Source organism: Streptomyces sp. NPDC002076 (assembly GCF_053593835.1).
In genome coordinates, this window is record NZ_JBSFDI010000018.1 from 79,012 (window position 1) to 102,390 (window position 23,379).

General features: G+C 71.5%; 19 protein-coding genes. 6 read left to right on the plus strand and 13 right to left on the minus strand.

The genetic code is table 11. The annotated features are described in order from the left end of the window. Window positions 1-46 precede the first annotated feature (46 nt). Window positions 47-826 carry an alpha/beta fold hydrolase gene (locus ACWCQS_RS32120; protein WP_451007704.1) on the minus strand — a complete coding sequence of 260 codons (780 nt, stop codon included), beginning with the start codon at window positions 824-826 and terminating at the stop codon, window positions 47-49. A gap of 157 nt (window positions 827-983) precedes the next feature. Between ACWCQS_RS32120 and ACWCQS_RS32125 the strand changes: the two genes are divergently transcribed. Then, window positions 984-2,078: a baeRF3 domain-containing protein gene (locus ACWCQS_RS32125; RefSeq protein WP_451007705.1), complete on the plus strand. Its 1,095-nt coding sequence runs from the start codon at window positions 984-986 to the stop codon at window positions 2,076-2,078. Between the two features lie 101 nt (window positions 2,079-2,179). After that, window positions 2,180-3,214: a Gfo/Idh/MocA family protein gene (locus tag ACWCQS_RS32130; protein ID WP_451007706.1), complete on the plus strand. Its 1,035-nt coding sequence runs from the start codon at window positions 2,180-2,182 to the stop codon at window positions 3,212-3,214. Here the strand turns inward: ACWCQS_RS32130 and ACWCQS_RS32135 are convergent. Then, window positions 3,204-5,228, minus strand: a complete 2,025-nt coding sequence (locus ACWCQS_RS32135; protein WP_451007707.1) for a phosphocholine-specific phospholipase C — start codon at window positions 5,226-5,228, stop codon at window positions 3,204-3,206. The genes ACWCQS_RS32130 and ACWCQS_RS32135 overlap by 11 nt on opposite strands. 132 nt (window positions 5,229-5,360) lie before the next feature. Beyond that, complete coding sequence (locus ACWCQS_RS32140) at window positions 5,361-5,777, minus strand: SsgA family sporulation/cell division regulator (protein WP_451007708.1); 417 nt, start codon at window positions 5,775-5,777, stop codon at window positions 5,361-5,363. A 347-nt stretch (window positions 5,778-6,124) separates the two neighbouring features. Between ACWCQS_RS32140 and ACWCQS_RS32145 the strand changes: the two genes are divergently transcribed. After that, a complete protein-coding gene (locus ACWCQS_RS32145) occupies window positions 6,125-7,555 on the plus strand; it encodes a PP2C family protein-serine/threonine phosphatase (RefSeq protein ID WP_451007709.1) in 1,431 nt (476 codons plus the stop codon). Window positions 7,556-7,620: 65 nt separating this feature from the next. On the opposite strand, the gene ACWCQS_RS32150 is transcribed toward ACWCQS_RS32145, so the two are convergent. Beyond that, the gene (locus ACWCQS_RS32150) at window positions 7,621-9,114 is read right to left on the minus strand and encodes a DNA-binding protein NsdB (RefSeq protein ID WP_451007710.1); all 1,494 of its coding nucleotides are present in this window, start codon (window positions 9,112-9,114) and stop codon (window positions 7,621-7,623) included. Between the two features lie 331 nt (window positions 9,115-9,445). Here ACWCQS_RS32150 and ACWCQS_RS32155 point away from each other — a divergent pair, with 331 nt between their 5' ends. Continuing rightward, window positions 9,446-10,591 (plus strand): aminoglycoside phosphotransferase family protein, encoded by a 1,146-nt coding sequence (locus tag ACWCQS_RS32155; RefSeq protein ID WP_451007711.1) that lies wholly within the window; start codon window positions 9,446-9,448, stop codon window positions 10,589-10,591. A 258-nt stretch (window positions 10,592-10,849) separates the two neighbouring features. Beyond that, on the plus strand, window positions 10,850-12,820 hold the full coding sequence (locus tag ACWCQS_RS32160; RefSeq protein ID WP_451007712.1) for an N-acetylmuramoyl-L-alanine amidase: 1,971 nt from the start codon (window positions 10,850-10,852) through the stop codon (window positions 12,818-12,820). Window positions 12,821-12,836: 16 nt separating this feature from the next. On the opposite strand, the gene ACWCQS_RS32165 is transcribed toward ACWCQS_RS32160, so the two are convergent. The 6 genes from ACWCQS_RS32165 to ACWCQS_RS32190 form a co-directional block, all read right to left on the minus strand. Continuing rightward, window positions 12,837-13,334 (minus strand): hypothetical protein, encoded by a 498-nt coding sequence (locus ACWCQS_RS32165; RefSeq protein ID WP_451007713.1) that lies wholly within the window; start codon window positions 13,332-13,334, stop codon window positions 12,837-12,839. Between the two features lie 160 nt (window positions 13,335-13,494). Next, window positions 13,495-14,910: a 3-hydroxybutyrate oligomer hydrolase family protein gene (locus ACWCQS_RS32170; RefSeq protein WP_451007714.1), complete on the minus strand. Its 1,416-nt coding sequence runs from the start codon at window positions 14,908-14,910 to the stop codon at window positions 13,495-13,497. 143 nt (window positions 14,911-15,053) lie between these two features. Continuing rightward, on the minus strand, window positions 15,054-16,310 hold the full coding sequence (locus tag ACWCQS_RS32175; protein ID WP_451007715.1) for an extracellular catalytic domain type 1 short-chain-length polyhydroxyalkanoate depolymerase: 1,257 nt from the start codon (window positions 16,308-16,310) through the stop codon (window positions 15,054-15,056). Between the two features lie 174 nt (window positions 16,311-16,484). Beyond that, a complete protein-coding gene (locus ACWCQS_RS32180; protein ID WP_451007716.1) occupies window positions 16,485-17,414 on the minus strand; it encodes a universal stress protein in 930 nt (309 codons plus the stop codon). A gap of 188 nt (window positions 17,415-17,602) precedes the next feature. Beyond that, window positions 17,603-17,845 carry a DUF397 domain-containing protein gene (locus ACWCQS_RS32185; RefSeq protein ID WP_451007717.1) on the minus strand — a complete coding sequence of 81 codons (243 nt, stop codon included), beginning with the start codon at window positions 17,843-17,845 and terminating at the stop codon, window positions 17,603-17,605. 82 nt (window positions 17,846-17,927) lie between these two features. Next, window positions 17,928-19,094 carry a thiolase domain-containing protein gene (locus tag ACWCQS_RS32190; protein WP_451007718.1) on the minus strand — a complete coding sequence of 389 codons (1,167 nt, stop codon included), beginning with the start codon at window positions 19,092-19,094 and terminating at the stop codon, window positions 17,928-17,930. Between the two features lie 156 nt (window positions 19,095-19,250). Between ACWCQS_RS32190 and ACWCQS_RS32195 the strand changes: the two genes are divergently transcribed. Beyond that, window positions 19,251-20,447, plus strand: a complete 1,197-nt coding sequence (locus ACWCQS_RS32195) for an RNA-guided endonuclease InsQ/TnpB family protein (protein WP_451007719.1) — start codon at window positions 19,251-19,253, stop codon at window positions 20,445-20,447. 32 nt (window positions 20,448-20,479) lie between these two features. Here the strand turns inward: ACWCQS_RS32195 and ACWCQS_RS32200 are convergent, their stop codons facing one another. The 3 genes from ACWCQS_RS32200 to ACWCQS_RS32210 are packed head-to-tail and all read right to left on the minus strand — an operon-like array spanning window position 20,480 to window position 23,288. Then, the gene (locus tag ACWCQS_RS32200; protein ID WP_451007720.1) at window positions 20,480-21,529 is read right to left on the minus strand and encodes a thiolase domain-containing protein; all 1,050 of its coding nucleotides are present in this window, start codon (window positions 21,527-21,529) and stop codon (window positions 20,480-20,482) included. Further along, window positions 21,526-22,467, minus strand: a complete 942-nt coding sequence (locus ACWCQS_RS32205) for a Zn-ribbon domain-containing OB-fold protein (protein ID WP_451007721.1) — start codon at window positions 22,465-22,467, stop codon at window positions 21,526-21,528. The genes ACWCQS_RS32200 and ACWCQS_RS32205 overlap by 4 nt, the downstream gene beginning before the upstream one ends. A 20-nt stretch (window positions 22,468-22,487) precedes the next feature. Continuing rightward, window positions 22,488-23,288, minus strand: coding sequence for a crotonase/enoyl-CoA hydratase family protein (locus ACWCQS_RS32210; RefSeq protein ID WP_450984137.1), 801 nt, complete (start codon window positions 23,286-23,288; stop codon window positions 22,488-22,490). Window positions 23,289-23,379 lie beyond the last annotated feature (91 nt).

Consider the following 23,379-nt stretch of genomic DNA (forward strand, 5'->3'; position numbering starts at 1 on the left):
GCAGCGAACCGGCCACGGGCAAAAACTTGGCCAAACAGCTCGGGCGTCACTCCTTCGCGGCCAGAAACGCGTCGAGCGCCTCGGTCAGCTCGGCCGGCTTCTCCAGCGGCAGCTCATGGCCCGCGTCGAGGATGCGGACGACCGCGTCCGGATAGGCCTTGGCCATCCGCAGCATCTGCCGCACCGGCAGTTGGACGTCGTGATAGCCGTGCACCATCAGCGTGGGCGTGCGGATCTCCCCGGCCCGGTCGAGGACGTCGAAGGCGCGCATCGCGCCGTAGAGCGTCATCACGACCTCGCGCGGGGTCGCGGCGGAGGCGCGGATGTGCGCGCGGATCTCCTCGCGCGGATAGCCGGGCGCGAAGGCGCGCTGGATGTTGGCCGCCACGAACAGCCGGTACGGCACCAGGGTGGAGGCGGCCATGAGCAGGCCCCGCCCACGGCTGTACGTCATCCGGCCGATCGAGCCCACCAGCACCATCCGCTCCACCCGCTCGGGGTGGGCCAGGGCGATGGTCTGCGCGATCATGCCGCCCATCGAGTGGCCGACCAGCGCGAACCGTTCGACCTGAAGGTGGTCAAGCAGGGCCAGGACGTCCCGCGCCAGCTCCGCGATCGTGCGCACGCCGGCGCCGGTGCTGTCCCCGTGACCGCGCAGGTCCAGCCGGATCACCCGGCGTCTTGCGGAGAAGTGCGCGATCTGGTGGTCCCAGCGGCGCCGGTTCGCGGTCCATCCGTGCACGAACACCAGCGGCACCTCCGGTGCGTCACGGGGGCCCTCGTCGTCGTACGTCAGGGCCGCTCCGTCGACTTCGAGCTGCGGCATGTCAGGCCTCCTGGGGTGCACTGCGGTCCGGTTACTGGCCGGTACGGTAGCCGTCCGCGGGGCATCGCGTCACCGGTTCCACGGGGGAATTCACTGCGGAAACCGGGGCCGGGACACCCCGAATGCCGTACGGGTGAATCCGCCCTATCGTGCTGTCATGGAGCACGCACTGAGTCCCGCAACGCTGGCCGAACTGCGGCGCCCGCGCCCTTACCCGGCGGTGTCCGTGCTGACCCCGACACACCGCCGGGAACCGGACAACGAGCAGGATCCCGTCCGGCTGCGCAATGTCGTCACCGAGGCACGAAAACGCCTGGAGTCCGACCCTGCCGTCACCCGTGAGCGGCGCAACGAAGTCGTGGCGCAGCTCGACCGGGCGCTGGCCGAGGTGGATCTGACACACGCCGAGGACGGCCTGGTGATCTTCGCCGCCCCGGGCGAGCACCAGGTGTGGTCCCTGGCCCGCACCGTCCCCGAGCGGGTGGTGCTCTCGGACACCTTCCTCACCCGCAACCTGGTCGCCGCGCAGGCCTCCGAACGGCCCTTCTGGGCGCTGTCGGTCTCTGCGGACCGCGTCACCCTGTGGAGCGGCGGCGAGGGCCGTGTCGTGGCGGAGTCGTCCGGCGGTTTCCCGCTGGAGCGCCGGCAGGAGAACTTCGACGCGGAGCGTCAGATGCAGATCGGCGACCAGCCGAGCGCCTTCCGCGACGAGGGCACGCGCCATTTCCTGCGCGAGGCGGACACCGCCATGGCCGCGCTCCTGCGCGACCAGCCCCGGCCGCTGTACATCACCGGCGAGCAGGCGGCGCTGTCCCTGCTGGAGGAGGTCGGCAGCGCGGCCAAGGAGGCCACCCTGGTCCCGCGCGGCGGCCTCGCGCACGCCGGTCCCGAAGCGGTGTGGCAGGCGCTGCGGCCGGTGCTGGAGGAGGAGGCCCGCAAGGACACCACGGCCGTGGTCCGTGAGCTGACCTCGGCGCGCGGCCACAAGACCTACGCGGCCGGTCTGGACGAGCTGTGGCAGAGCGCCCGCGACGGCCGGATCCGGCTGCTCGCCGTGGAGGAGAACTTCCGGGCGACGGTCAGTGACCTGGGCGAGCACCTGGTGCCCGCCGAGCCCGGCGACCTGGACGCCCGCGAGGACATCGTGGACGAGATCGTCGAGCAGTGTCTGGAGACCGGCGCCGAGGTCCGCTTCGTGCCAGACGGCACGCTGGGCGACGCGAACGGGATCGCCGGCGTGCTGCGGTACTGAGGCGCCCCCGGGTCTGGGACACCCCAGGTCTGAGGCACCCCGGCAGCGCTCCCTGCCCGGCGTACGCTACGGCGTGATCGTCGGCGTAAGGGAGCGCGCACATGGGTGACCTGCTGGGAGTGGCCGTACTGGGTGCCGGACACATGGGGGCCGACCACATACGACGCCTCGACCAAGTGGTCAGCGGAGCCAGGGTCGCGGCGGTGGCCGACCCCGATGTCGAGCGGGCCGGGACAGCCGCGGCCGGCCTCGACGGAATGACCGTGCACAAGGACCCCGTGGCCGCGCTCGACGCTCCCGGCGTGGCGGCCGTGCTGATCGCCTCTCCCGGGCCCGCCCATGAGGAGGCCCTCCTCGCCGCCTTCGCCCGTGGGCTGCCGGTCCTGTGCGAGAAGCCCATGGTGCCCGACTCCACGGGTGCGCTGCGGGTGGTGGAGGCCGAGGCACGACTTGGCCGCCGGCTGGCGCAGATCGGCTTCATGCGCCGCTATGACACCGAGTACGGCCGGCTCAAGTCGCTGCTGGACGGCGGCGGTCTGGGCCGCCCCTTGATGCTGCACTGCACCCACCGCAACGTCTCCTCCCCCGGCCACTTCACCAGCGCCATGCTGATCAACAGCTCCGTCTCGCACGAGATCGACGCGGCCCGCTGGCTGCTCGGGCAGGAGCTGACGGCGGTGACCGTGCTGCGTCCCAGGCCGTCCGCGGACGCCCCCGAGGGGCTGCTGGATCCGCAGTTCGTGCTGTTCGAGACGGACGGGGGCGCGCTGGTCGACGTTGAGGTCTTCGTCAACTGCGGCTTCGGCTACCAGGTGCGCTGCGAGGCCGTGTGCGAGCGGGGCAGCGCGCGGATCGGCGACGAGCACACCATGGTGGTCACCACGGCGGGCGGCGCCCGCGAGGAGGTCGCGCAGGACTACCTCGTCCGGTTCGCCGACGCCTACGACCGCGAGGTGCAGGCCTGGGTGGATGCCACCCGGCGCGGCTGGGTCACCGGTCCGAGCGCCTGGGACGGTTACGCCGCGTCCGTCGTCGCCGAGGCGGGGGTCCGGGCGCTGGAGACCGGCGGCCGGGTGGCCGTCGACCTTGCCCCGCGCCCGGACCTGTACGGCCCCTGCGCCGGGGTCAGCCGCTGACGCTCGCCGCGCCCGTCTCCAGGTGCCCGGTGAACCGGCGCGACCAGGTCGCGTCGGAGTCGACGGTCACCGTGAAGTCGTACCAGCCGTTCTGGTAGGCGACGGCGTTGAAGTAGTCCTCCGTCGAGGCGCCCGCGGCGACGGGGTAGGTCCAGGGGCCGTCGCTGCGGTAGTGGTTGGAGGTGATGGTGAACTTCACAGGCGTGGAACCCGAGTTGGCCATCTTGAAGTAGATCGCCAGCCTGCCCGTGCCCGGCTCGACCGCGTAACGGGTGTTCACCTCCGCCGACTTGCCCGCCTTGGTCGCGTCGCCCTGGAAGCGGCGCAGGAAGCGGTTGGGGCCGATCATGGTGAAGTCGTACTTGCCGCCGCCGAAGCCGGTGCCGACGTTGAAGTAGTCGGAGGCGGTGCCGCCCGCGTCGACCGTGTACTGCCAGGGCGTGGTGTCGCGGTAGGCGTTCGGGTGGATGGAGAAGTGGGCCGCGCGGGACGCCGGGGCGCCCTGGTTGGTCATCGTGAACCAGGCCAGGATCTTGCCGACCGCGTCGAACTCCAGGTGGTCCAGGTAGCCGTTCGGCTGGTACGGCAGGGCGCGGGCCGGGCGGGTGCCGGACTCCTGCGTGGGCAGGGCGTTGTCGGTCGGCACCGGGTTGGGCAGCGGTCCGCAGGTGTCGATGCCGATGACGCTGGTCGCGGGCAGGGAGACCGTGCCGTAGACCGGGTTGGCGAAGTCGAAGACGCCAGTGAGGTCCCCGCTGACCGTGCGCCGCCAGTCGCTGATGTTGGGGCACTTGGCGGGCTTGCCCAGGGCGGACGTCCAGGTCTCCAGGAAGCGCAGCACCGAGGTGTGCTCGAAGACCTCGGAGGAGACCCAGCCGCCGCGCGTCCATGGCGATACGACGAGCATCGGGACGCGGAAGCCGAAGCCGTACGGCACTCCGTTGAGGAACTCCCCGGCCGTTCCGGCGGGCGGTGCCGGCGGGGGCACATGGTCGAAGTAGCCGTCGTTCTCATCGTAGTTGAGGAACAGGACGGTGGAGTCGAAGACGTCCTGGTCGGCCGCCAGGGCCTGGTAGACGAGGTTGACGAAGTGGGCGCCGTCGCCGGGCGGGGCGTAGGGGTGCTCGGAGAAGGCCTGGTTGGGGACGACCCAGGAGACCTGCGGGAGGGTGCCCGCGAGCACGTCGGCCTTGATGGCGGCGGCGATGTCGTCGGGGGTGGAGCCGGTCACCTTGGGCACCGAGGACATGCCGCGGTCGTACAAGGGGTCGCCCGGCTTGGCGTTCGCGAAGTTCTTGAAGTAGGCGCAGCCGTTGTCGCCGTAGTTGTCCGCGGCGTTCTGGTAGACCTTCCACGTCACTCCGGCGGCCTGCAGCGCCTCGGCGTAGTTCTGCCAGGTCAGGCCGGACTCGTCGCCGCCGTCGTAGCTGGAGGAGTCGACCTTGCCGCTCCACAGATAGGTGCGGTTGGGGCCGGTGGCGCTGAGCGTGGAGCAGAAGTAGGCGTCGCAGATGGTGTAGTTGTCGGCGAGCGCGTAGTGGAAGGGGATGTCGGAGCGGTCCAGGTAGCCGAGCGAGCGGACGTTGCCGACGCCCGCGACCCAGTTGTCCATGCGGCCCTTGTTCCAGGCGGAGTGCTGCGAGGACCAGGAGTGGGGCAGGTCGCCGTTGCACTGGGCCATGGTCTCGCCGTCCTTGCCGCCGGCGGACGGGGTGGCGCTGAGCTTCCACGGGTACTGACGGCCCGTTCCGTTCGGCTGGTCGAAGACCGGGTGGCCGCCGCTGAGGGTGATGCCGCTGCGGTCGCCGAAACCGCGCACGCCCTTCAGCCGGCCGAAGTAGTGGTCGAAGCTGCGGTTCTCCTGCATGAGGATCACCACGTGCTGGACGTCCTTGATCGTGCCGGTCGCCGTGGTGGCCGCCGCTGCCGTGCGCACGCCTGCGCCGCCCAGCGCCACACCCGCCGCCACGGATGCGCCGAGCCCCACGAAGCCTCTTCGGCTGATCGGTGTCATTCGCCCCGTCCTTGTCGCCTTCGGTGCCCCTGCGGCACGCCGCGCGCCAGGGTGCCCGCGGCGATCGTCAGGGTCCATACCGGGGCGGTGAGGCAAAGGTGAACAGAAGTCAAAGTCGCCCAGGGGGCCGTCTCATACCCCGCCGAACAGGGCGCCCAGCCCCCGCTCCACGACTCCGGCCAGGTCCTCCTGCCCGGCCGCCACCACCCCGTACGTGCGCAGCAGGAAGCGGCGCAGGGCCGAAGCGGGGAACTGCAGCAGGGCCAGGCCGTGGGGCGAGTGGAACTCCAGAACCGTCCGGGTGCGGTCGTACGGCCAGATCTGGACGTCTCCGTGGCCGGCCGGGGCCCGCAGCCCCTCGTCGAGCAGGGAGCGCGCGAAGATCCAGGTGACCTCCTCGCCGTCCAGCGCGGCCTCGGCCGGGAAGTCCACGAAGACGGCCAATGGGTCGTCCGTTGTATAGCGCAGCGTGGCGGACACTGGGATCTCCTGGTCCTCGGCGGTGATGAGCCGGGCCTGGGCGGGCTGTGCGACAGTGATGGCGTCCATGCCTTAATGGAGTCCGCGAAGGCCTCTCGCATGCCGCGAAATCCGGTCAGAGTTCGACAGGTACAGGACGCTTCCCGCACACTGGAACGCAGATGCGACGAACACCCGCGTGAGCGCCGGGGAAATGCGGTCCGGACGGGACAACACTCGTAGTTTTCCTACGACTTGGACGGCTACGCGCGTACGTCATTCGTGTGCGCGGATCACTCCGGGAAGACTCTGGCATATGCCGGAAGCACCACCGTATCGTGTGTTGCCAAATCCCTTACGGGGCGTCGCGGGCTGTGCGAGAGTCGTAGCGGTCCCCCCGTCCTCCCCGGCCGTCTCGTCCCACAACGGAGTGCGTCATGCCGTCCCAAGTCTCCGCGGACCGTCCAGCCGCCCAGCCACCCGGACCCGGCTCGGTCGAGGCGTTGATAAAGCAGACGCGGCGGCTCAAGGGCGAAGTGGACGCGGTACGGCGGGACACCCGGAGCGACGGTGCGGACCCGGAGGAGCGCTGGCAGCGCGCCCTGTACGACCTCGCCCTGCACCAACTCGAGGACGTGGACGCCCACTTGGCCCAGCTCCGGGACGGACCGGCGGCCGAGCCTGCCGGACCGGCCGAGGCGCCCGCCCTTCGGCCCTCGACCGCCGCCGCCCCGAGCGGATCGCTGCTCAGCCGTGTCGGCAGCGCGGAGTGGAACCTGCTGACGGACGAGGCCACCTGGTCCGGGGAGCTGTACCAGATCCTTGGCCTGGACCCGGACGCCCCCGCCCTCACCCTGGACGAGCTGCCCTCGCTGGTCCTGGAGGAGGACCGGCCGAAACTGACCGCGATGGTGACGGACTGCCTGGTCGACGGCAAACCCATCGACGGCGAGTTCCGCGTCCTGCGGCCCGATGGCTCCGTGCGGGTGGTGCACATGATGGGCGAACCCGTGCTCGGCGCCGACGGCAGCACGGCCTCGATGTGGGCCGTGCTGCGCGACGTCAGCGAACTGCGCCGCTGCCGGACGACGGAGCGCGAGACCCGTGACTCGTTGCGGCGTCACCGCCGGGAGGAGCAGACCGAGCACCGGATCGCGGCCGAGCTGCAGGAAGCCGTGCTACCGCCATGGCGCGGCTCCCTGCGGCTCCCGCACCAGGGGCCACGCACCCTCGACCTCGCCGCTCGCCGCCTCCCCGCGGCGACGAGCACACCGCTGGGCGGCGACTGGTACGACGCGCTGGAACTGTCCGACGGCGAGACCCTGCTGAGCGTCGGCGACCTCACCGGGCACGGAGTGGCCGTCGCCTCCGGGATGGCGATGCTGCTCGGTGCCGTACGCGGAATGGCGCTGGCGGGCAGCCGGCCCGGTGAACTGCTCGGCATGCTCAACCAGTTACTGGACGCCACCGTGCAGCCCGCCCTGGGCAGCGCCGTCTGCTGCCGCTACCGGCCCGAGACCCGCACCCTGGTCTGGGCCCAGGCAGGACACCCCGCCCCGCTGCTGTACCGCGACGGGACGGGGCGCCTGCTGAACGCACCGGACGGCGTCCTGCTCGGCGCCACCTCGGGCGCCGTCTACGGGCAATCCGAGGAGACCCTCAGGCCGGGCGACCTCCTGCTGCTGCACACCGACGGACTGGTGCCGGGGCACAGCTCGAGCTCGGCCGTGGACCGCCTGCTCGACCTCGCCCCGCGGTTCGGCGCGGCGCGCACCGCGCAGGACTGCGTGCGCACGCTGGTCGAGGAGTTCGACGGAGCCGGACGCGAGGACGACGCCTGTGTGCTCGTCGCCAAGGTCACCGCATGAGTGAACGTCGCCGATGAGTTGAGATCACCGACGGAATCCGGCGCACAGGCCCTGTGCCTGTGCGCTCACGCCTGTGCGCTGCCCGAGCCCTTGGCCCTCGGCTTGGGCAGGGCGAGCCGGATCTCCTCCCGCAGTTCGTGGATCTTCGGATAGCCGGAGTACTCCGCGGTCAGCCGGTACATCTGCCGCAGCCGGTCCCAGGTGCGACGGGAGGAGTTCGAGCCCATCGACATCAGGGCCAGCCGGGCGTAGCGGTCGGCCTGTTCGGGGTCGTCGGCGATGAAGCAGGCCGATGCCATGGACAGATGGTCGAAGATCTTCGAGCGCTCCCGTCCGTCGACGCGCAGGGACAGGGCCTTCTCCGCGTAGTGCTGGGCGTGCGCGGCCGCGCTCGGGTCGAACTCGGCCAGCGTGCGGTAGGCCAGGGCCTGCATGCCGTACAGATCCTCGTCCTTGAAGGTCTGCATCCAGTCCAGTGGCTCCCCGTCGCCCCGATCGGCGACGAACATGTCCTCCGCCTGACCCAGGGTGCGGCGCATCGCCTGGCCCTTGCCCATCGAGGCCTGCGCCCAGGCCTCGATGGTGTGGAACATCGCCTTCGTACGCGGCTGCAGGCGGTCGCCGGCGCCGGACTGGGCGAGTTTCATCAGGTTCAGTGCGTCGTCGGGCCGGCCCAGGTGCACCATCTGCCGGGCCGCCCGGGACAGGGCCTCACCGGCGCGCGGCCGGTCTCCGCCCTCGCGGGCGGCATGGGCGGCGATGACGAAGTACTTCTGCGCCGTGGGCTCCAGGCCGACGTCGTGAGACATCCAGCCCGCGAGGACGGCGAGGTTGGCGGCGACGCCCCACAGGCGCCGCTGGAGATGGGGTGGATGGTGGTAGGCGAGCATGCCGCCCACCTCGTTGAGCTGGCCCACGACCGCCTTGCGCTGAAGCCCGCCGCCACGGGCCGCGTCCCAGGCTCGGAACACCTCGACCGAGCGCTCCAGTTCCTCGATCTCCTGCGACCCGATGGGGGCGGCCTCATAGCGGTCGAACCCAGCGGGGTCGGCGTGCAGGGGGTCGTCGAGGACGGGGGCGTCGGCCTTCATGGCCGGGTCGGTGTGCAGCCAGTCGTACATGGCGCTGCTGAGTGCGGATCCCGCGGCGAGCGCGGCACCCGCGCCCACCAAGCCGCGTCGGTTGAGCATGAGGTCCATTCCCGTGAATTCGGTGAGGACCGCGGCGGTACGTTCGGGCGCCCACGGCACGCCGTCGGGATGTTCCTCGATCCCGTCGCCCTGCCGTTTCCCCGCACGCCCGTGCCGTACCAGACCGAGGTCCTCGATGGTCACGACACGGCCGAGACGCTCGGTGAACAGGGCCGCCAGCACCCGCGGTACCGGATCGCGCGGGATCTCTCCCATGTCGATCCACCGACGGACCCGGGAGGTGTCGGTCGACAGCTGGGGGTGGCCCATGGCCGCCGCCTGCTTGTTGACCAGCCTCGCGAGTTCCCCCTTGGACCAGCCGGCCAGGCCGAACAGGTCCGCAAGGCGGGTGTTGGGTTGTCCGCTCACGTAAGCCCCCAGGTTCTCGGCTGAGTTGACAGTAGCCCGGTGCAGGTTGCCGGGTGACTATTCGCCAGGGTTCGCCAGGGCCCGCCAGATGGTGTGCCACTGGGCATCGGGTGTCGAGTAGGAACGCGCCACCCCGACCCGGTCGCCGCTCGGCTCGCCGAGCCGACGGGTGCATTCCCCAGGGTGCACCCGGGCGACCGGGCCGGGCAGGCGCTCGCTCGCAGTGCATGCGAACGGAGTACGGGCTCCCCCGAGCTCCGGCCCCGCGCATGTGCCCCGAGCACGCACCACAGGCAGGCACCGCAGGCACACGAAGGGATCTGTATCTCCCATGTACGCAGCATCGTCCTCCGTGTCCGCCCCGCCCCGGCCGCTGCGCTCCCGCCCCGCGGGTGGCGGGCCGTACCTGGACCCGGCGGCACGTCCGGGCGGCCCCGTGCCGGTCGCGGGCCGACTCCGGCGGGTGCCGGGCCAGGCCGGTACCCAACCGCTCAGCGGGAGACTCGACTTGTCCGGCCCCCAGGGCGCGCAACTGCGCACCGCGATCGCATCGGTGCACCGGATCTGCCCGGAGTTCACTCCGGTGCAGGTGCTGCGGCGCAGCGGACGGTCCGTCCTCCTCGTCGGGACGGCGGGGCGCGGCACGGCCGTGGCCAAGTGTCTGCTGGACCACTCGCCCGCCTGGGCCGAGCGGATCCGCCACGAAATAGCCGCATACCGCTCGTTCGTCCGGCACCGGCCACCGGTCCGTGTGCCCCGGCTGATCGCGGCGGACCCGGACAACTGCACCCTGGTCATCGAGCGGGCGCCGGGCCGGGTGGCGGCGCTGCAGCGCCATCCGGTGGAGGTGCCGCCCCGCCCGGACATCCGGGCCGCGCTGGGCGCGATCTGCCGGCTGAACGCCTGGCGGCCACCGGCGGGCACCTTCGACATGCCGCTGGACTACGGTGCCCGGATCTCCCGGTACCACGAGCTGGGCCTGCTCACCGACCGGGACCTCGGCGACCTCCAGAAGCTGCTGCACGGCATCGCCCACCAGGTGGGCCGGCACGGCATGCTCCAGTTCAGCCACGGCGACGCCCAGCTGTCGAACATCCTGCTGTCACCGGCCGGTCCAGTGCTGGTGGACTGGGAGCATGCCGGCTGGTATCTGCCGGGGTACGACCTGGCGACGCTGTGGCTGGTGCTCGGGGACGCGCCGGTGGCCCGGCGGCAGATCAGCCAGATCGCCCAGGCGGCGGGCCCGGCCTCGAGGGACGCCTTCCTGGTGAACCTGATGCTGGTGCTGACCCGGGAGATCCGTACCTACGAGACCGCCGTGCAGCGTTCGATGCACGAGGTGGCCCCGGCGGCACCGGGCATGGCCCACCCGGGTGCTGCGCCGTCCGGCGAGGAACAGCGGCTGCTGCTCAGGCGGCTGCACGACGACTGCCAGATGGCCCGCAAGGCCGTCCGAGCGGCGGTCGGTACTCGCTGACGGGGACGACGGTTCCGCGGTGCGCCAGAGCGGCGGCGCACCGCGGGCCTTCGTATGTCCGGGCTCCCATGGCCACTGGTGTACGCCAGTGACGCCCCGCAGGCCCGCGCGCCGCCGCGGCGAAACTCGCCGAAAACCTCCGTGACGTGGGAAATCGCCATGGCGAAGGCATGATTGACGGATCGTCGGCAAGCCGGTACCACTGACCCAGCTCCGCGCCGCACGCCCCGCCACGCCCGCCCGTCACAGGAGGCCGCATTGCGAGGTTCCGCCACCGATTCCACGTCCACACCCGGCCACAGAAATCTGCGCAGGGCCGCCGTCCCGCTGGCGTCGGCGGCCCTGCTGCTGCCACTGCTCGGCGCGGCCCCCGCCCAGAGCAACACCGACACCTCCGCCGGCCGGCTGCAGCAGGCGTTCGCCACCGCGGCGACCGAGTACCACGTGCCGCAGAGCGTCCTGCTGGCCGTCTCCTACCTCCAGTCCCGCTGGGACTGGCACGCCGGCGCGCCCAGCGTGTCCGGCGGTTACGGTCCGATGCACCTCACGGACGCCCGCACCGCCATCGCCACCACGGAGCACTACGCCGAGGGCGCCGAGGACGCCCGCGGCGACGCCGCCCGCGCGGCCGTGCACCCGGACATCAAGGCGCCGGCCGATTCCGCGCTCCCGGCCCGCCTGAAGACGCTGCCGAAGGCGGCCCAGCTGACCGGGCTGCCGGCCGAGGAGCTGCGCACCGACCCGGCGGCGAACGTGGCCGGCGGCGCCGCCCTGCTCGCCGCGGCGCAGAAGGAGCTCGGCGAGCCGCTGAGCGCCGACCCGGCCGACTGGTACGGCGCGGTGGCCCGCTTCTCCGGCGCCGACGACACGACGACCGCGGCCGCGTACGCCGACGACGTGTACGACGTCCTGCACACCGGCGAGGAACGCGTCACGGACGACGGCCAGCTCGTCGCGCTCGCCGCACAGCCCGGACTGACCGCGGACACCGCGCAGCTGGGGCGGACCGGGCTGGGCACACTGCCCACGGACGGCGTCGAGTGCCCGAAGTCGGTGTCCTGCGAGGCGGTCTGGGCGCCGTACGCGCAGTTCGGGAACAACGACTACGGCAACCACGATCTCGGCGACCGTCCGGTGTCGCAGAGCATCAAGTACATCATCATCCATGACACGGAAGGCGCCTGGGACGGGGTGCTGAACCTGATCCAGGACCCGACCTATGTGTCGTGGAACTACACGATCCGCTCCACGGACGGCCTGATCGCCCAGCACGTCAAGGCGAAGGACGTGGCCTGGCACGCCGGCAACTGGTACGTCAACGCCAAGTCCATCGGCATCGAGCACGAAGGTTTCCTCGCCAACCCGGACGCCTGGTACACGGAGGCGATGTACCGCTCCTCGGCCCGGCTGGTGAGGTACCTGGCCGCCAAGTACGGCATCCCGCTGGACCGGCAGCACATCCTGGGCCACGACAACGTGCCCGGCCCGACCACGTCCACGATTCCCGGTATGCACACGGACCCGGGTCCGTACTGGGACTGGCGGCACTACTTCCAGCTGCTGGGCCACCCCTTCAAGCGCGCGGGCGGCAAGCGGAGCGGGCTGGTCACCATCCTGCCCGACTACTCCGCGAACCAGCCGGCCTACACGGGCTGCACCACCAGCGGCGAGGCGTGCACGGCGCACGGCTCCAGCGAGGTGCGGCTGTACTCGGACCACGACGTGAACGCACCGCTGATCAAGGACATCGGGCTGAAGCAGGACCCGACCGAGGACGTGAACGACCTGTCCTCGCGGGTCTCCACCGGACAGCAGTACGCGGTCGCGGACCGCTGGGGCGACTGGACCGCGATCTGGTACCTGGGCCAGAAGGCCTGGTTCCAGAACCCGGTCAAGGCTCCGACGGCGGTGCCCGCCAAGGGACTCGTGATCACCCCGAAGGACGGCCTGGCGAGCATTCCGGTGTACGGCAGGGCCTACCCGGAGAAGGACGCGTACCCGGCGGGTGTCCCGGCCCAGTCGGTCGTCCCGCTGCCGTACACGATCCCGGCCGGACAGAAGTACGTGGTCGGTGACGAGGTGCCGGGCGAGTACTACTACTCGGTCACCTTCACCACCGACTCACACCGGGTCGTGGTGGGCAAGGATCTGTACTACGAGATCCAGTACGGCCACCGGGTCGAATTCGTCCGCGCCGCGGACGTGACCCTGGAAGGCTCGGCCGGCTAGGCAGGGCCGCGCGGCCTCAGCCCTGCTGGAAAAGCTCCGCCGGGAGCGGCTTCAGCAGGGCGTACAGGTCGTCGGTGATGGGACGGTCCCAGGCCGCGATGGTGACGAGGACGCCGTCGCTGCGGTCGAACTGGACGCAGGAGATCCGGGACTCGGACAGCTTCAGCCGCCGCACGATGAGGAGGTTGTCGCCCTGGAGGACCGGGGTGTCCTCGACGCCGACGACGGTGACCTCCTCGTCGTTCTCCAGCGCGAGCAGCAGCTGGCCCACCTCGAAGGGGATCTCGCCCTCGGCGACATCGCGGGCCGGGGAGCCCTCGGGGAGGTTGCCGATGATCATGGCGGGGCCGCGGCCGCCGAAGAGGTCATAGCGCAGGAAGACTCCCTGGCAGGTGCCGTCGGGCGCGGGCAGCAGGCCCGCGCCGAGGTTGCCCGGCCAGTCGCCCGGGTCCATGGCCAGCACGTCGAATTCGGGTCCGGCGGGGGTGGCGCTGCGGCGGCGGAGGAACGACATGCGGCCATGGTACGTGGGGTGCGCCGGATGTGCGGAGCGGCTCCGCCGGATCGGCCGTAATGGGGTCGTCGGTCGGCTGCGGGTTCTTCGTGGCGTGTCGCGCCCCGCGGCGGAGCCGCGTGTCGGACACGGCCCCGCGCCTCTTCGGGGCCGCCGCCGGTCAGCTCAGGGGGCAGCTGGTGAGCAGGGTGGATGCGGGGGCGCCGGGCGGGCGTGGGACCGTGCGGTCGGCGGGTGGGAGGGTCGTGCCGGTGATCCAGGCCTCCAGGGCCTCGAAGGCCGAGTGGTGGCAGGGGACCATCGGGCGGAGTCGGTCCGGGAAGGCGTCGACCAGGGAGTCGGTGTGGGTGCCGTCCTCGATGCGGTAGTAGCGCAGCAGGGCGCCGCGCCCGGCTGCGTGGACCATGCGCGCGTAGACGTCGGAGTCCTGGCTGATCGGCAGTAGCACGTCGAGGGTGCCCTGGATGGTGATCAGCGGTTTGCCGATGTGTCCGGTGAGGGCGATCCGGTCGACGGCGCGGTGGACGGCCGGGGGCCGGGCCGCGTAGTCGTAGTCGGCGTCGCAGCCCGGTGTGCCGGAGGCGCAGAACGGGGTGCCGGCCTCGGTGGCGCCGTCGTAGCCGGGGTCGAGTTCCTCCCGGTAGATGCGCTGGGTGAGGTCCCAGTAGACCCGGTAGTGGTACGGCCACAGGAACTCCGAGCCGGCCGGGAAGCCGGCCCGGTGCAGCGCGTCCTCGGCCGCCGCGGCGCCGGGGCCGCCGGCGGCGTACGCGGGGTAGTGGCGCAGGGCCTGCGGCAGGAAGGTGAGCAGGTTGGGGCCGTCGGTGCGCCAGAGGGTGCCTTCCCAGTCGACTCCGCCGTCGTAGAGCTCGGGGTGGTTCTCCAGCTGCCAGCGGACGAGGTAGCCGCCGTTGGACAGGCCGGTGGCGATGGTGCGGGCGGGGGGCCGGTGGTAGCGCTGGGCGATCACGGCGCGGGCCGCGCGGGTGAGCTGGGTGAGGCGGGTGTTCCATTCGGCGATGGCGTCGCCGGGCCGCAGTCCGTCGCGGTAGAAGGCGGTGCCGGTGTTGCCCTTGTCGGTGGCGGCGTAGGCGTAGCCACGGGCGAGCACCCAGTCGGAGATGGCCCTGTCGTTCGCGTACTGCTCGCGGTTGCCGGGCGTCCCGGCGACGACCAGGCCGCCGTTCCAGTGGTCGGGCAGGCGCATGACGAACTGGGAGTCGTGGTTCCAGCCGTGGTTCGTGTCGGTGGTGGAGCTGTCGGGGAAGTAGCCGTCGATCTGGATGCCGGGCACGCCGCTGGGCGTGGGCAGGTCCTTGGGGGTGAGTCCCGCGTAGTCGGCCGGGTCGGTGTGGCCGGAGGCCACGGTGCCGGCGGTGGTCAGCTCGTCCAGGCAGTCGGCCTGCTGGTAGGCCGCGCCGGGCACCTGGAGGTGGATGCGGCCGGCACAGTGGCCGTCCGGTGTGCCGGTGGGTGCCGCGGTGGCCGGGGTGGCCAGGAGCAGACAGGCCGCGGCGAGCGAGAGGGCAGGGAGAACGGCTCGGCGGGTGGGCCGTCTGTGCGGTGTGATCGGCATACGGGTACCTCCGGCTGTGGGTGGACGCGCTGGAGGCTAGGGGCGGGGGGGTGCGCCGGACATGTGTGGGGCCGCCATGAAGACGGCCCCGGTAGCGTCGTCGGCCACCATGACCGACCGTGACTGACCTGGCTGACTCGATGTCAGGGGCAGCCGTTGTCGGCGATGGTGTAGTAACCCGTGGGTGACTCCTTCAGGGTGTGGGTGACGAACGTGTTGTAGAGGCCCATGTTCTGCTGGGATCCCTTGGCATAGGTGTAGCCGCCACTGGTGGTGGCCCGTCCCGCCTGCACCTGGGCGTAGTTGCTCGCCGTCCAGCAGGCGGCCTCGCTGCCGCCACCGCCGGTGCCGCCGCCGCCCGGATCGGAGGTGTCCAGGCCGAAGAACCGGGCGATCCAGTAGCTGGAACAGATGGAGGCGGCGAAGTAGGGCGCGCCGGCGCTGCCGCACTGCTGGGTGCCGGTGCCCGGGTCGACCGGGGTGCCGTGGCCGATGCCGGGGACTTGGTCGACCTCGACGGCGACCGTGCCGTCGGCGGCCAGGTACTGGTCCTGCCGGGTGGCGTCGGGCCCGATGGTCGTGGTGCGGCCAGGGGTCTGGGAGAGGCCGTGCAGGGCCGTCCATTGGTCGCGCAGTTCCGTGGCGTTGCGCGGGACGACCGTGGTGTCCTGGTCGCCGTACCAGACGGCCGTACGCGGCCATGGCCCGGTGTACGACGGATAGGCGTCCCGCACCCGCTGGGCCCACTCGTCCGGGCTCAGGTCGACACCTGGGTTCATGCAGGTGTACGGGCTGTTGTCCTTGGTGCAGTCGTAGGGCAGACCCGCGACGACCGCTCCGGCGGAGAAGACGTCGGGGTAGGTGGCGAGCATGACGGCGGTCATGGCGCCGCCGGCGGACATACCGGTGACGTAGACACGCTGGGGGTCGGCGCCGTAGGCGGTCTCGGCCTGGCTCACCATCTGCCGGATGGACAGCGCCTCGCCCTGTCCGCGCCGGTTGTCCGAGGTCTGGAACCAGTTGAAGCACTGGCTCGGGTTGTTGGCCGAGCTGGTCTGCGCGAGCACCAGCAGAAAGCCGTCGCGGTCGGCGAGCCCGGGCAGCCCCGAGTTGTCGGCGTAGACCTGTGCGTTCTGGGTGCAGCCGTGCAGGGCCACGACGACGGGCGGGTGCGCGGGCAGGGACGCGGGCCGGTACACGTACATGGTGAGGGCGCCGGGGTTGGATCCGAAGTCGCTCACCTGGGTGAGCGTCACGGAGGCCCGGGCGGCGGGCAGCGGACCGGCGAGCGCGGTACCGAGGACGACGGCGACGACGGCGAGGAAACGGGCCAGGAAACCGGGCAGGCGGCGGGCACGGGACGGCGCTCCGGCGGGCCTTCCGAACGGGGGCGGTGGCATGGGCGGCTCCTTTGCGGGACACGTGTCCCGGCCGCTCGTGCACGGGGCTGTGCGCACGGCGCCGGGCGTGGCCGCACCGTACGAAGGCGTGTGGGTCGCCACCATGGGCCCGGACACCACAGCCGTGTCCGTGCCGGTCGGCACCCGCCCGATTGCGGGCCGCCGTGCCGTCTGCTACGCCGATCCGGCCGCGCCCTGCCCGGAGTCCTCCGGCGGTCCGGGGGGCACCACCGCGATCGGGCTCGCCGCGTGCAGCAGGACGGCCTGGGTGACCGAGCCCATCATGCGGGCCGGTGCGAGCAGACGCCGCCGGTGCCGGCCGACGACGACCAGCTCGGCGTCCTTGGAGGCGGCGACGAGATGGCCGGCCGCGTCACCGGGCAGTGCCTCGGCGTCGGCGCGGACCTCGGGGTGCCGCTCGCGGTGCGGGGCGAGGAAGCCCTCGGCGAGGGCACGGGTCTCGGTCTCGACGGCGCCCTGGTCGATCTGGGGCGGCACCAGCTGACCGGGGGCGGACCAGGTCTGCACCGGCCACGGGTAAGCGGCGATCACCTGCAGGCGGGCGCCGCGCAGGGCGGCCTCGGTGAAGGCGAAGGCGAGGGTGGCCTCGTCGGGGCTGTCGGCGTGCAGGCCGACGACCACCCGGGGCCCCGGGTCGGCCGGACCGTCGCCGTGCACCTGCCGGCCGGGCCGGGGTACGACGACCACCGGGCACTCGGCGTCCCGGGCGGCGGCGAGCCCGTTGGAGCCGAGCAGCAGGCTGGCGAAGCCACCGCGGCCCCGGGAGCCGAGAACCAACAACTGGGCGTCGGCGCCGAGTTCCGGCAGCACGGCGCCCGGTACGCCCTCCAGGGCGACGTACTCGACGGCGGACCCCGCGCCGCGCTCCGCGAGCCGGTTGCGCACGTCGTCCAGCACCGGATCGCCCTCCGCCCCGGGCTCCGCGGCGACCAGCACATCGGCCTGGCCCCAGGCGGCGTACTGCCGCACGTGCACCACGCGCAGCGGGGCGGCGTGGCGGCGGGCGGCGTCGACGGCCCACTCCAGCGCGCGCAGGCTGTCGTCGGAGCCGTCGACCGCGGCGATGACCGGCGCAGTGCTCATCGTCCCTCACCTTTCGGAACACGACCTTGCCCTTGCTGGTCTCAGCCTGACTCAGGCGTGGGTCCCAGCGGGGTCCTGCCGGTCGCGTGTCCGGAAATCGGCGCGGAACACCCCCGGTTCGGCTGCCGGTGTACGCGCGGCGCCCATTCGGTCCGGGTGGTGGTGCCGGTCCGGCCGTCGGGACCGGCTCAGGTGAGGTCGAACTCGCCTTCCCGGGCTCCGGAGACGAAGGCACCCCATTCCGCCGGCGTGAAGATCAGGGATGGGCTCTCCGGACGGCCGCTGTTGCGCATCGCGATGAAGCCCTCGACAAAGGCGATCTGGACATCGCCCAGACCTCGGCTGCTGGACTGCCACTCGGCCTTGCTGAGGTCCAGCTCCGGCTTGTCCCAGCCCACGAGCGGCTTCTGCTGGGTGGTGGTCTCGGCCACGTCCGTGCTCCTCCCGGTTCGTCGTCCGCGGCTCAGCCTAGCGACCGCTCACGATGCCCAACAGGCCACGTGGGGAGGACTTTCAGGTCTGCGGTGGCCGCGCTCCCACGAGCCACATGGAGAAGAACTGCGAGCCGCCGCCGTAGGCGTGTCCGAGCACCCTGCGGGCGCCGTCCACCTGGTGTTCTCCGGCCTGGCCGCGCACCTGGAGGGCGGCCTCGGCGAAGCGGATCATGCCGGAGGCGCCGATCGGGTTGGTGGAGAGCACTCCGCCCGACATGTTGACGGGCAGGTCTCCGTCGAGTTCCGTCACCCCGGACTCGGTGAGCTTCCAGCCCTCGCCCTCCTCCGCGAAGCCCAGGTTCTCCAGCCACATGGGCTCGTACCAGGAGAACGGCACGTACATCTCGACGGCGTCGATGTCCCGGCGCGGGTCGGCGATGCCGGCCTGCCGGTAGACGTCGGCGGCGCAGTCCTTGCCGGCCTGCGGGGAGACGAAGTCCTTGCCCGCGAACAGGGTCGGCTCGCTGCGCATGGCGCCGCCGAGCATCCAGGCGGGCGGCCGGGGCGCGCGGGCGGCTCCGGCGCGGTCGGTGAGGATCATCGCGCAGGCGCCGTCGGAGGAGGGGCAGGTCTCGGAGTAGCGGATGGGGTCCCACAGCATGGGCGAGGCCTGGACCTTCTCCAGGGTGATGTCGTGCTCGTGGAGGTGGGCGTAGGGGTTCTTCAGGGCGTTGCGCCGGTCCTTGTAGGCGACGAGGGAGCCGATGGTGTCGGGGGCGCCGCTGCGCCGCATGTAGGCGCGCACATGGGGGGCGAAGAAGCCGCCGGCGCCGGCGAGCAGCGGCTGCTGGAAGGGGATCGGCAGGGACAGGCCCCACATCGCGTTCGATTCGGACTGCTTCTCGAAGGCGAGGGTGAGGACGGTGCCGTGGACACGGGCGGCCACCAGGTTCGCGGCCACCAGCGCGGTGGATCCGCCGACGGAGCCCGCGGTGTGCACCCGGAGCATGGGCTTGCCGACGGCGCCGAGCGCGTCGGCCAGGTACAGCTCGGGCATCATCACGCCCTCGAAGAAGTCCGGCGCCTTGCCGATCACCACGGCGTGGATGTCGGACCAGGTCAACTCGGCGTCCTCGAGCGCCCTTTGGGCGGCCTCGCGGACCAGTCCGGCGATCGAGACGTCCCGGCGGGCGGCGACGTGCTTGGTCTGGCCGATGCCTACGACGGCCACGGGCTCCTTGCTCATCAGATCTCCTTCGAGGAAACCCCGTCCTTCAGGGCCGGGGGTGAATCGAACCCCTGCGGAGCAGGGCAAGGAAAGCCGGTTCGCCGCCAGGGTGGACCGGCGTCTGCCTCCAACTACCCTTACCCGTTCACAGACTGATGGGCTAGTGTGTGAGCCGTGAGGGCCACCGGCGTGAAGCGGGCGTTCAAGTACCGCTTCTATCCGACCGATGCGCAGGCAGCCGAACTGTCGCGCACGTTCGGTTGCGTGCGGAAGGTCTACAACCTGGCCCTTGCGGCGCGCACCGAGGCGTGGGTGCGACAGGAGCGGGTGAACTACAACCAGACGTCTGCGATGCTGACGGCCTGGGAGCAGACCGAGGAACTGGCGTACCTCAACGACGTCTCCTCCGTCCCGCTCCAGCAGGCACTTCGCCACCTGCAGACGGCGTTCACCAACTTCTTCGCCAAGCGCGCGAAGTACCCTCGTTTCAAGTCGCGGAAGAAGTCGCGGAAGTCGGCGGAGTACACCACCAGCGCGTTCCGGTTCCGGGACGGGAAGCTGACGCTGGCGAAGATGGCGGAGCCGCTGGACATCGTGTGGTCCCGTCCGCTCCCCGAAGACGCTTCGCCGTCCACGGTGACCGTCTCCCAGGACACGGCCGGACGCTGGTATGTGTCCCTGCTGTGCGAAGACCCCTCCGTCCAGCCACTTCCGGCAACTGACACGGCGATCGGCATAGACGCCGGCCTCGACCATCTCCTGACCCTCTCCACCGGGGAGAAGATCGCCAACCCCCGGCACGAGCGGCGAGAACGCGCCCGCCTTGCCAGGGCCCAGCGGCAGCTTGCCCGCAAGGCCAAGGGTGACGGAGCGAACCGGGCCAAGGCCCGGTGGAAGGTCGCCAAGGTCTATGCCCGCATCGCCGACCGGCGACGCGACCACCTGCACAAGATCACCACTCGGCTCGTTCGTGAGAACCAAACGATCGTGATCGAGGACCTGGCTGTGCGCAACATGGTGAAGAACGGCAAGCTCGCCCGCGCCATCAGCGACGCGGCGTGGAGCGAGTTCCGGAGCATGCTGGAGTACAAGGCCCGCTGGTACGGCCGGGAACTGATCGCGGTCGACCGCTGGTTCCCCTCCTCCAGGCTGTGTTCTGCCTGCGGTAGTTTGCAGGGCGCGATGGCGTTGAATGTCCGTTCCTGGACGTGCGGCTGCGGCACGACCCACGATCGGGACGTGAACGCGGCGAAGAACATCCTGGCGGCCGGGCTGGCCGTGTCTGTCTGTGGAGCTGGCGTAAGACCTCAACGGAGAACTCCGGGCGGGCAGTCGGCGACGAAGCAGAAACCTCTACGGCGCGAGCCGTAGGAATCCCCCCTCCTTCAGGAGAGGGGAGGAAGTCAACGCGGATCCCCTTCGAGTACGGCGACCAGGTTCTGCTGCAGGCAGGGGCCGGAGGTGGCGTGGGCGAGGGCGCGGTCGGACGCGCCGCGGTGGATGCGGGCGGCGGCCTCGCCGATGCGGATCAGTCCGGCGGCCATGACGGGGTTGGCGGCGAGCGCACCGCCGGAGGGGTTGACGCGCACGTCGTCACCGAGCCGGAGCGCCCTGCGCAGGATCACCTCCTGGGCGGTGAACGGAGCGTGCAACTCGGCGGTGTCGACGGGCCGTTCGAAGGCGCCGGCCCGCTCGGCGGCGAGCCGGGTCGACGGCGAGTCGGTGAGGTCGCGCAGGCCAAGGGCGTGGGCCTCGATGCGGTGGTCGACGCCACGGATCCAGGCGGGCCGCGGGCACAGCCGGCGGGCCCGCTCGCCCGCCGCGAGGATCACGGCGGCGGCGCCGTCGCCGACGGGCGGGCAGTCGCCGGTGCGCAGCGGTCGTACGACGTAGTCGCCGTGCGGCACCTGCCCCTTGAGCTGGGCGTGCGGGTTGGCTTCCGCATCCGCGCGGCTGCGGGCGGCGACGGCGGCGAGCGCGGGTTCGTCGGTGTGGCCGGCGTCCATGAGGGCCTGTGCCTGGAGGGCGGCGAGGGCTATGGAGTCGGGCCACAGGGGGGCGAGGTAGTACGGGTCGAGCTGGCGGGTGAGGACGTCGCGCAGGGACCCGGGCGAGGACTTGCCGTAGGCGTAGACGAGCGCGGTGTCGGCGTCGCCGGTGAGCAGCTTGGTCCAGGCCTCGTACAGCGCCCAGGCGCCGTCCATCTCGACGTGCGACTCGGAGATCGGCGGCCAGGCACCGACGCCGTCGAGGGCGAGGGTGAAGGAGAAGGCGCGGCCGGCGAGGTAGTCGCTGGAGCCGGAGCAGGTGAAGCCGATGTCGGCGGCCCTGAGGCCGGTCTGTGCCAGCACCTCGTGCAGGACCGGCATCAGCATCTCGACCTCGGAGGACTCCTCGGTGGAGCGGCGGTGGTCGGTCTGGGCGAAGGCGACGACCGCGATCTCCCGGGTCACAGCAGCTCCTTGTAGGTGTCGTAGTCGGCGTCGGGCTCGCCGGTGGGCCGGTAGTGGTCGGGGTAGCGGCCGCCCTCGGTCCACACGGGCTCCACGCGCAGGCCCATGCGCACCTGGTCGTAGGGGATGCCGCCGATCCGGGCGTGCAGGGCGAGGTCGGCGCCGTCGAGGGCGATGTGCGCATAGACGTAGGGCACTTCGATGTCGAGGTTCTTCGCCTTGATGTTGACGATGCAGTAGGTGGTGACTGTGCCGCGGGGACCCACTTCGACCTGTTCCACTGTGGCCACACCACATGTGGGGCACGCACCCCTCGGGGGGACGTACACCTTGCGGCAGGAGGGGCAGCGTTCGCCGACGGTCCGCCGTTCCGAGAGGGCGTTGATGTAGTCGGACTGGGCGCGGCCGGGTGAGTAGGTGTAGTCCAGGCGGGCCGGGGCGACGATCCCGGTGATCCGGTCGTCGAACTCGCCGGAGTGGTCACCAAGTTGTGCGGTTGCTCCGTCGTACGGCTCGAAGCAGGCGATGTCGGTGATGGCGCCGGTGCGTTCTGCGGCCCAGCGGATGCGGACCCGCATTCCGGTGTGCACGGAGTCGGGACCGGGGGCGTCGAGGGCGTGCAGCAGGGCGGTGTCGGCGCCGTCGAGCCGGACCAGGGTCCAGGCGAAGGGGGTGCCGAGGGGCTGCCCGCGGCGCGGCGCGTGGTTCCACGCCCAGGTGGTGACCGTGCCCGTGGGGGCGACCTCCACCAGGTCGCGGAGTTCCTCGGCGGTGACGGGGTCGTACTCGACCGGTGGGACGAGGGTGCGTCCGTCGGTCGTTCTCACGCCGAGGACGACGCGTTCGCGCAGGCCGGTGAGGAAGGCGCTCTGGACGGGGCCGAGGGAGCGGGTGAAGGGGAACTCGACGACGAGGGGGGCTTTGAGGACTTCGGGCATCCGGGGGCTCCTTCGGCGGTTCAGGCGCGCTTGTAGACGGGGGGCCGCTTCTCCGCGAAGGCGCGGGCGCCTTCCTTGGCGTCGGCGGTGTCGAAGACCGGCCAGCCGCGCGCGAGTTCGGCCGCGAGTCCGTCGGTCTCCGTCATCTCCGCGGTCTCGTACACCGACGCCTTGACGGCCTCGACGGCGAGCGGGCCGCAGGCGTTGATCTGCTCGGCGATCTCCAGGGCCTTGCCCAGCGCGGAGCCGTCGGGGACGACATGGCCGATGAGTCCGATGTCCGCGGCCTCCCGGGCGCTGTACGGCCGTCCGGTGAGCAGCATCTCCAGGGCGTGGGTGCGCGGGATCTGGCGTTGCAGCCGGACGGTGGAGCCGCCGATCGGGAACAGGCCGCGCCGGACCTCGAACAGGCCGAAGGTCGCGGACTCGCCCGCGACCCGGATGTCGGTGCCCTGGAGGATCTCGGTGCCGCCCGCGACGCAGTACCCCTCGACGGCGGCGACGACCGGTTTGCGTGGCCGATGGTGGCGCAGCATCGCCTTCCAGTGCAGGTCGGGGTCGGCCTTGAGCCGGTCGCGATACCGCTCGCCTTCCATCCCCTTGCCGGCCAGGGCCTTGAGGTCCATGCCGGCGCAGAAGGAGCCGCCGGCCCCGGTGAGGACGATCGAGCGGATCCCGTCGTCCGCGTCGGCCGCCAGCCAGCCGTCGTACAGGCCGACGAGCATGGGAAGCGAGAGCGCGTTCCTGGCGTCGGGCCTGTTGAGCGTGAGCACCAGCGTGGCGCCCTCGCGCCGCACGGTGAGGTGTTCCGTCCCGCCCATGGACTTGTCTCCCCTCGGTGAGAACGAGAACAGGTTGCAGTAGGCGGGGAGGCACTTCAAGGGAGCTTCCATGGTTTTCTGACAGACAGTC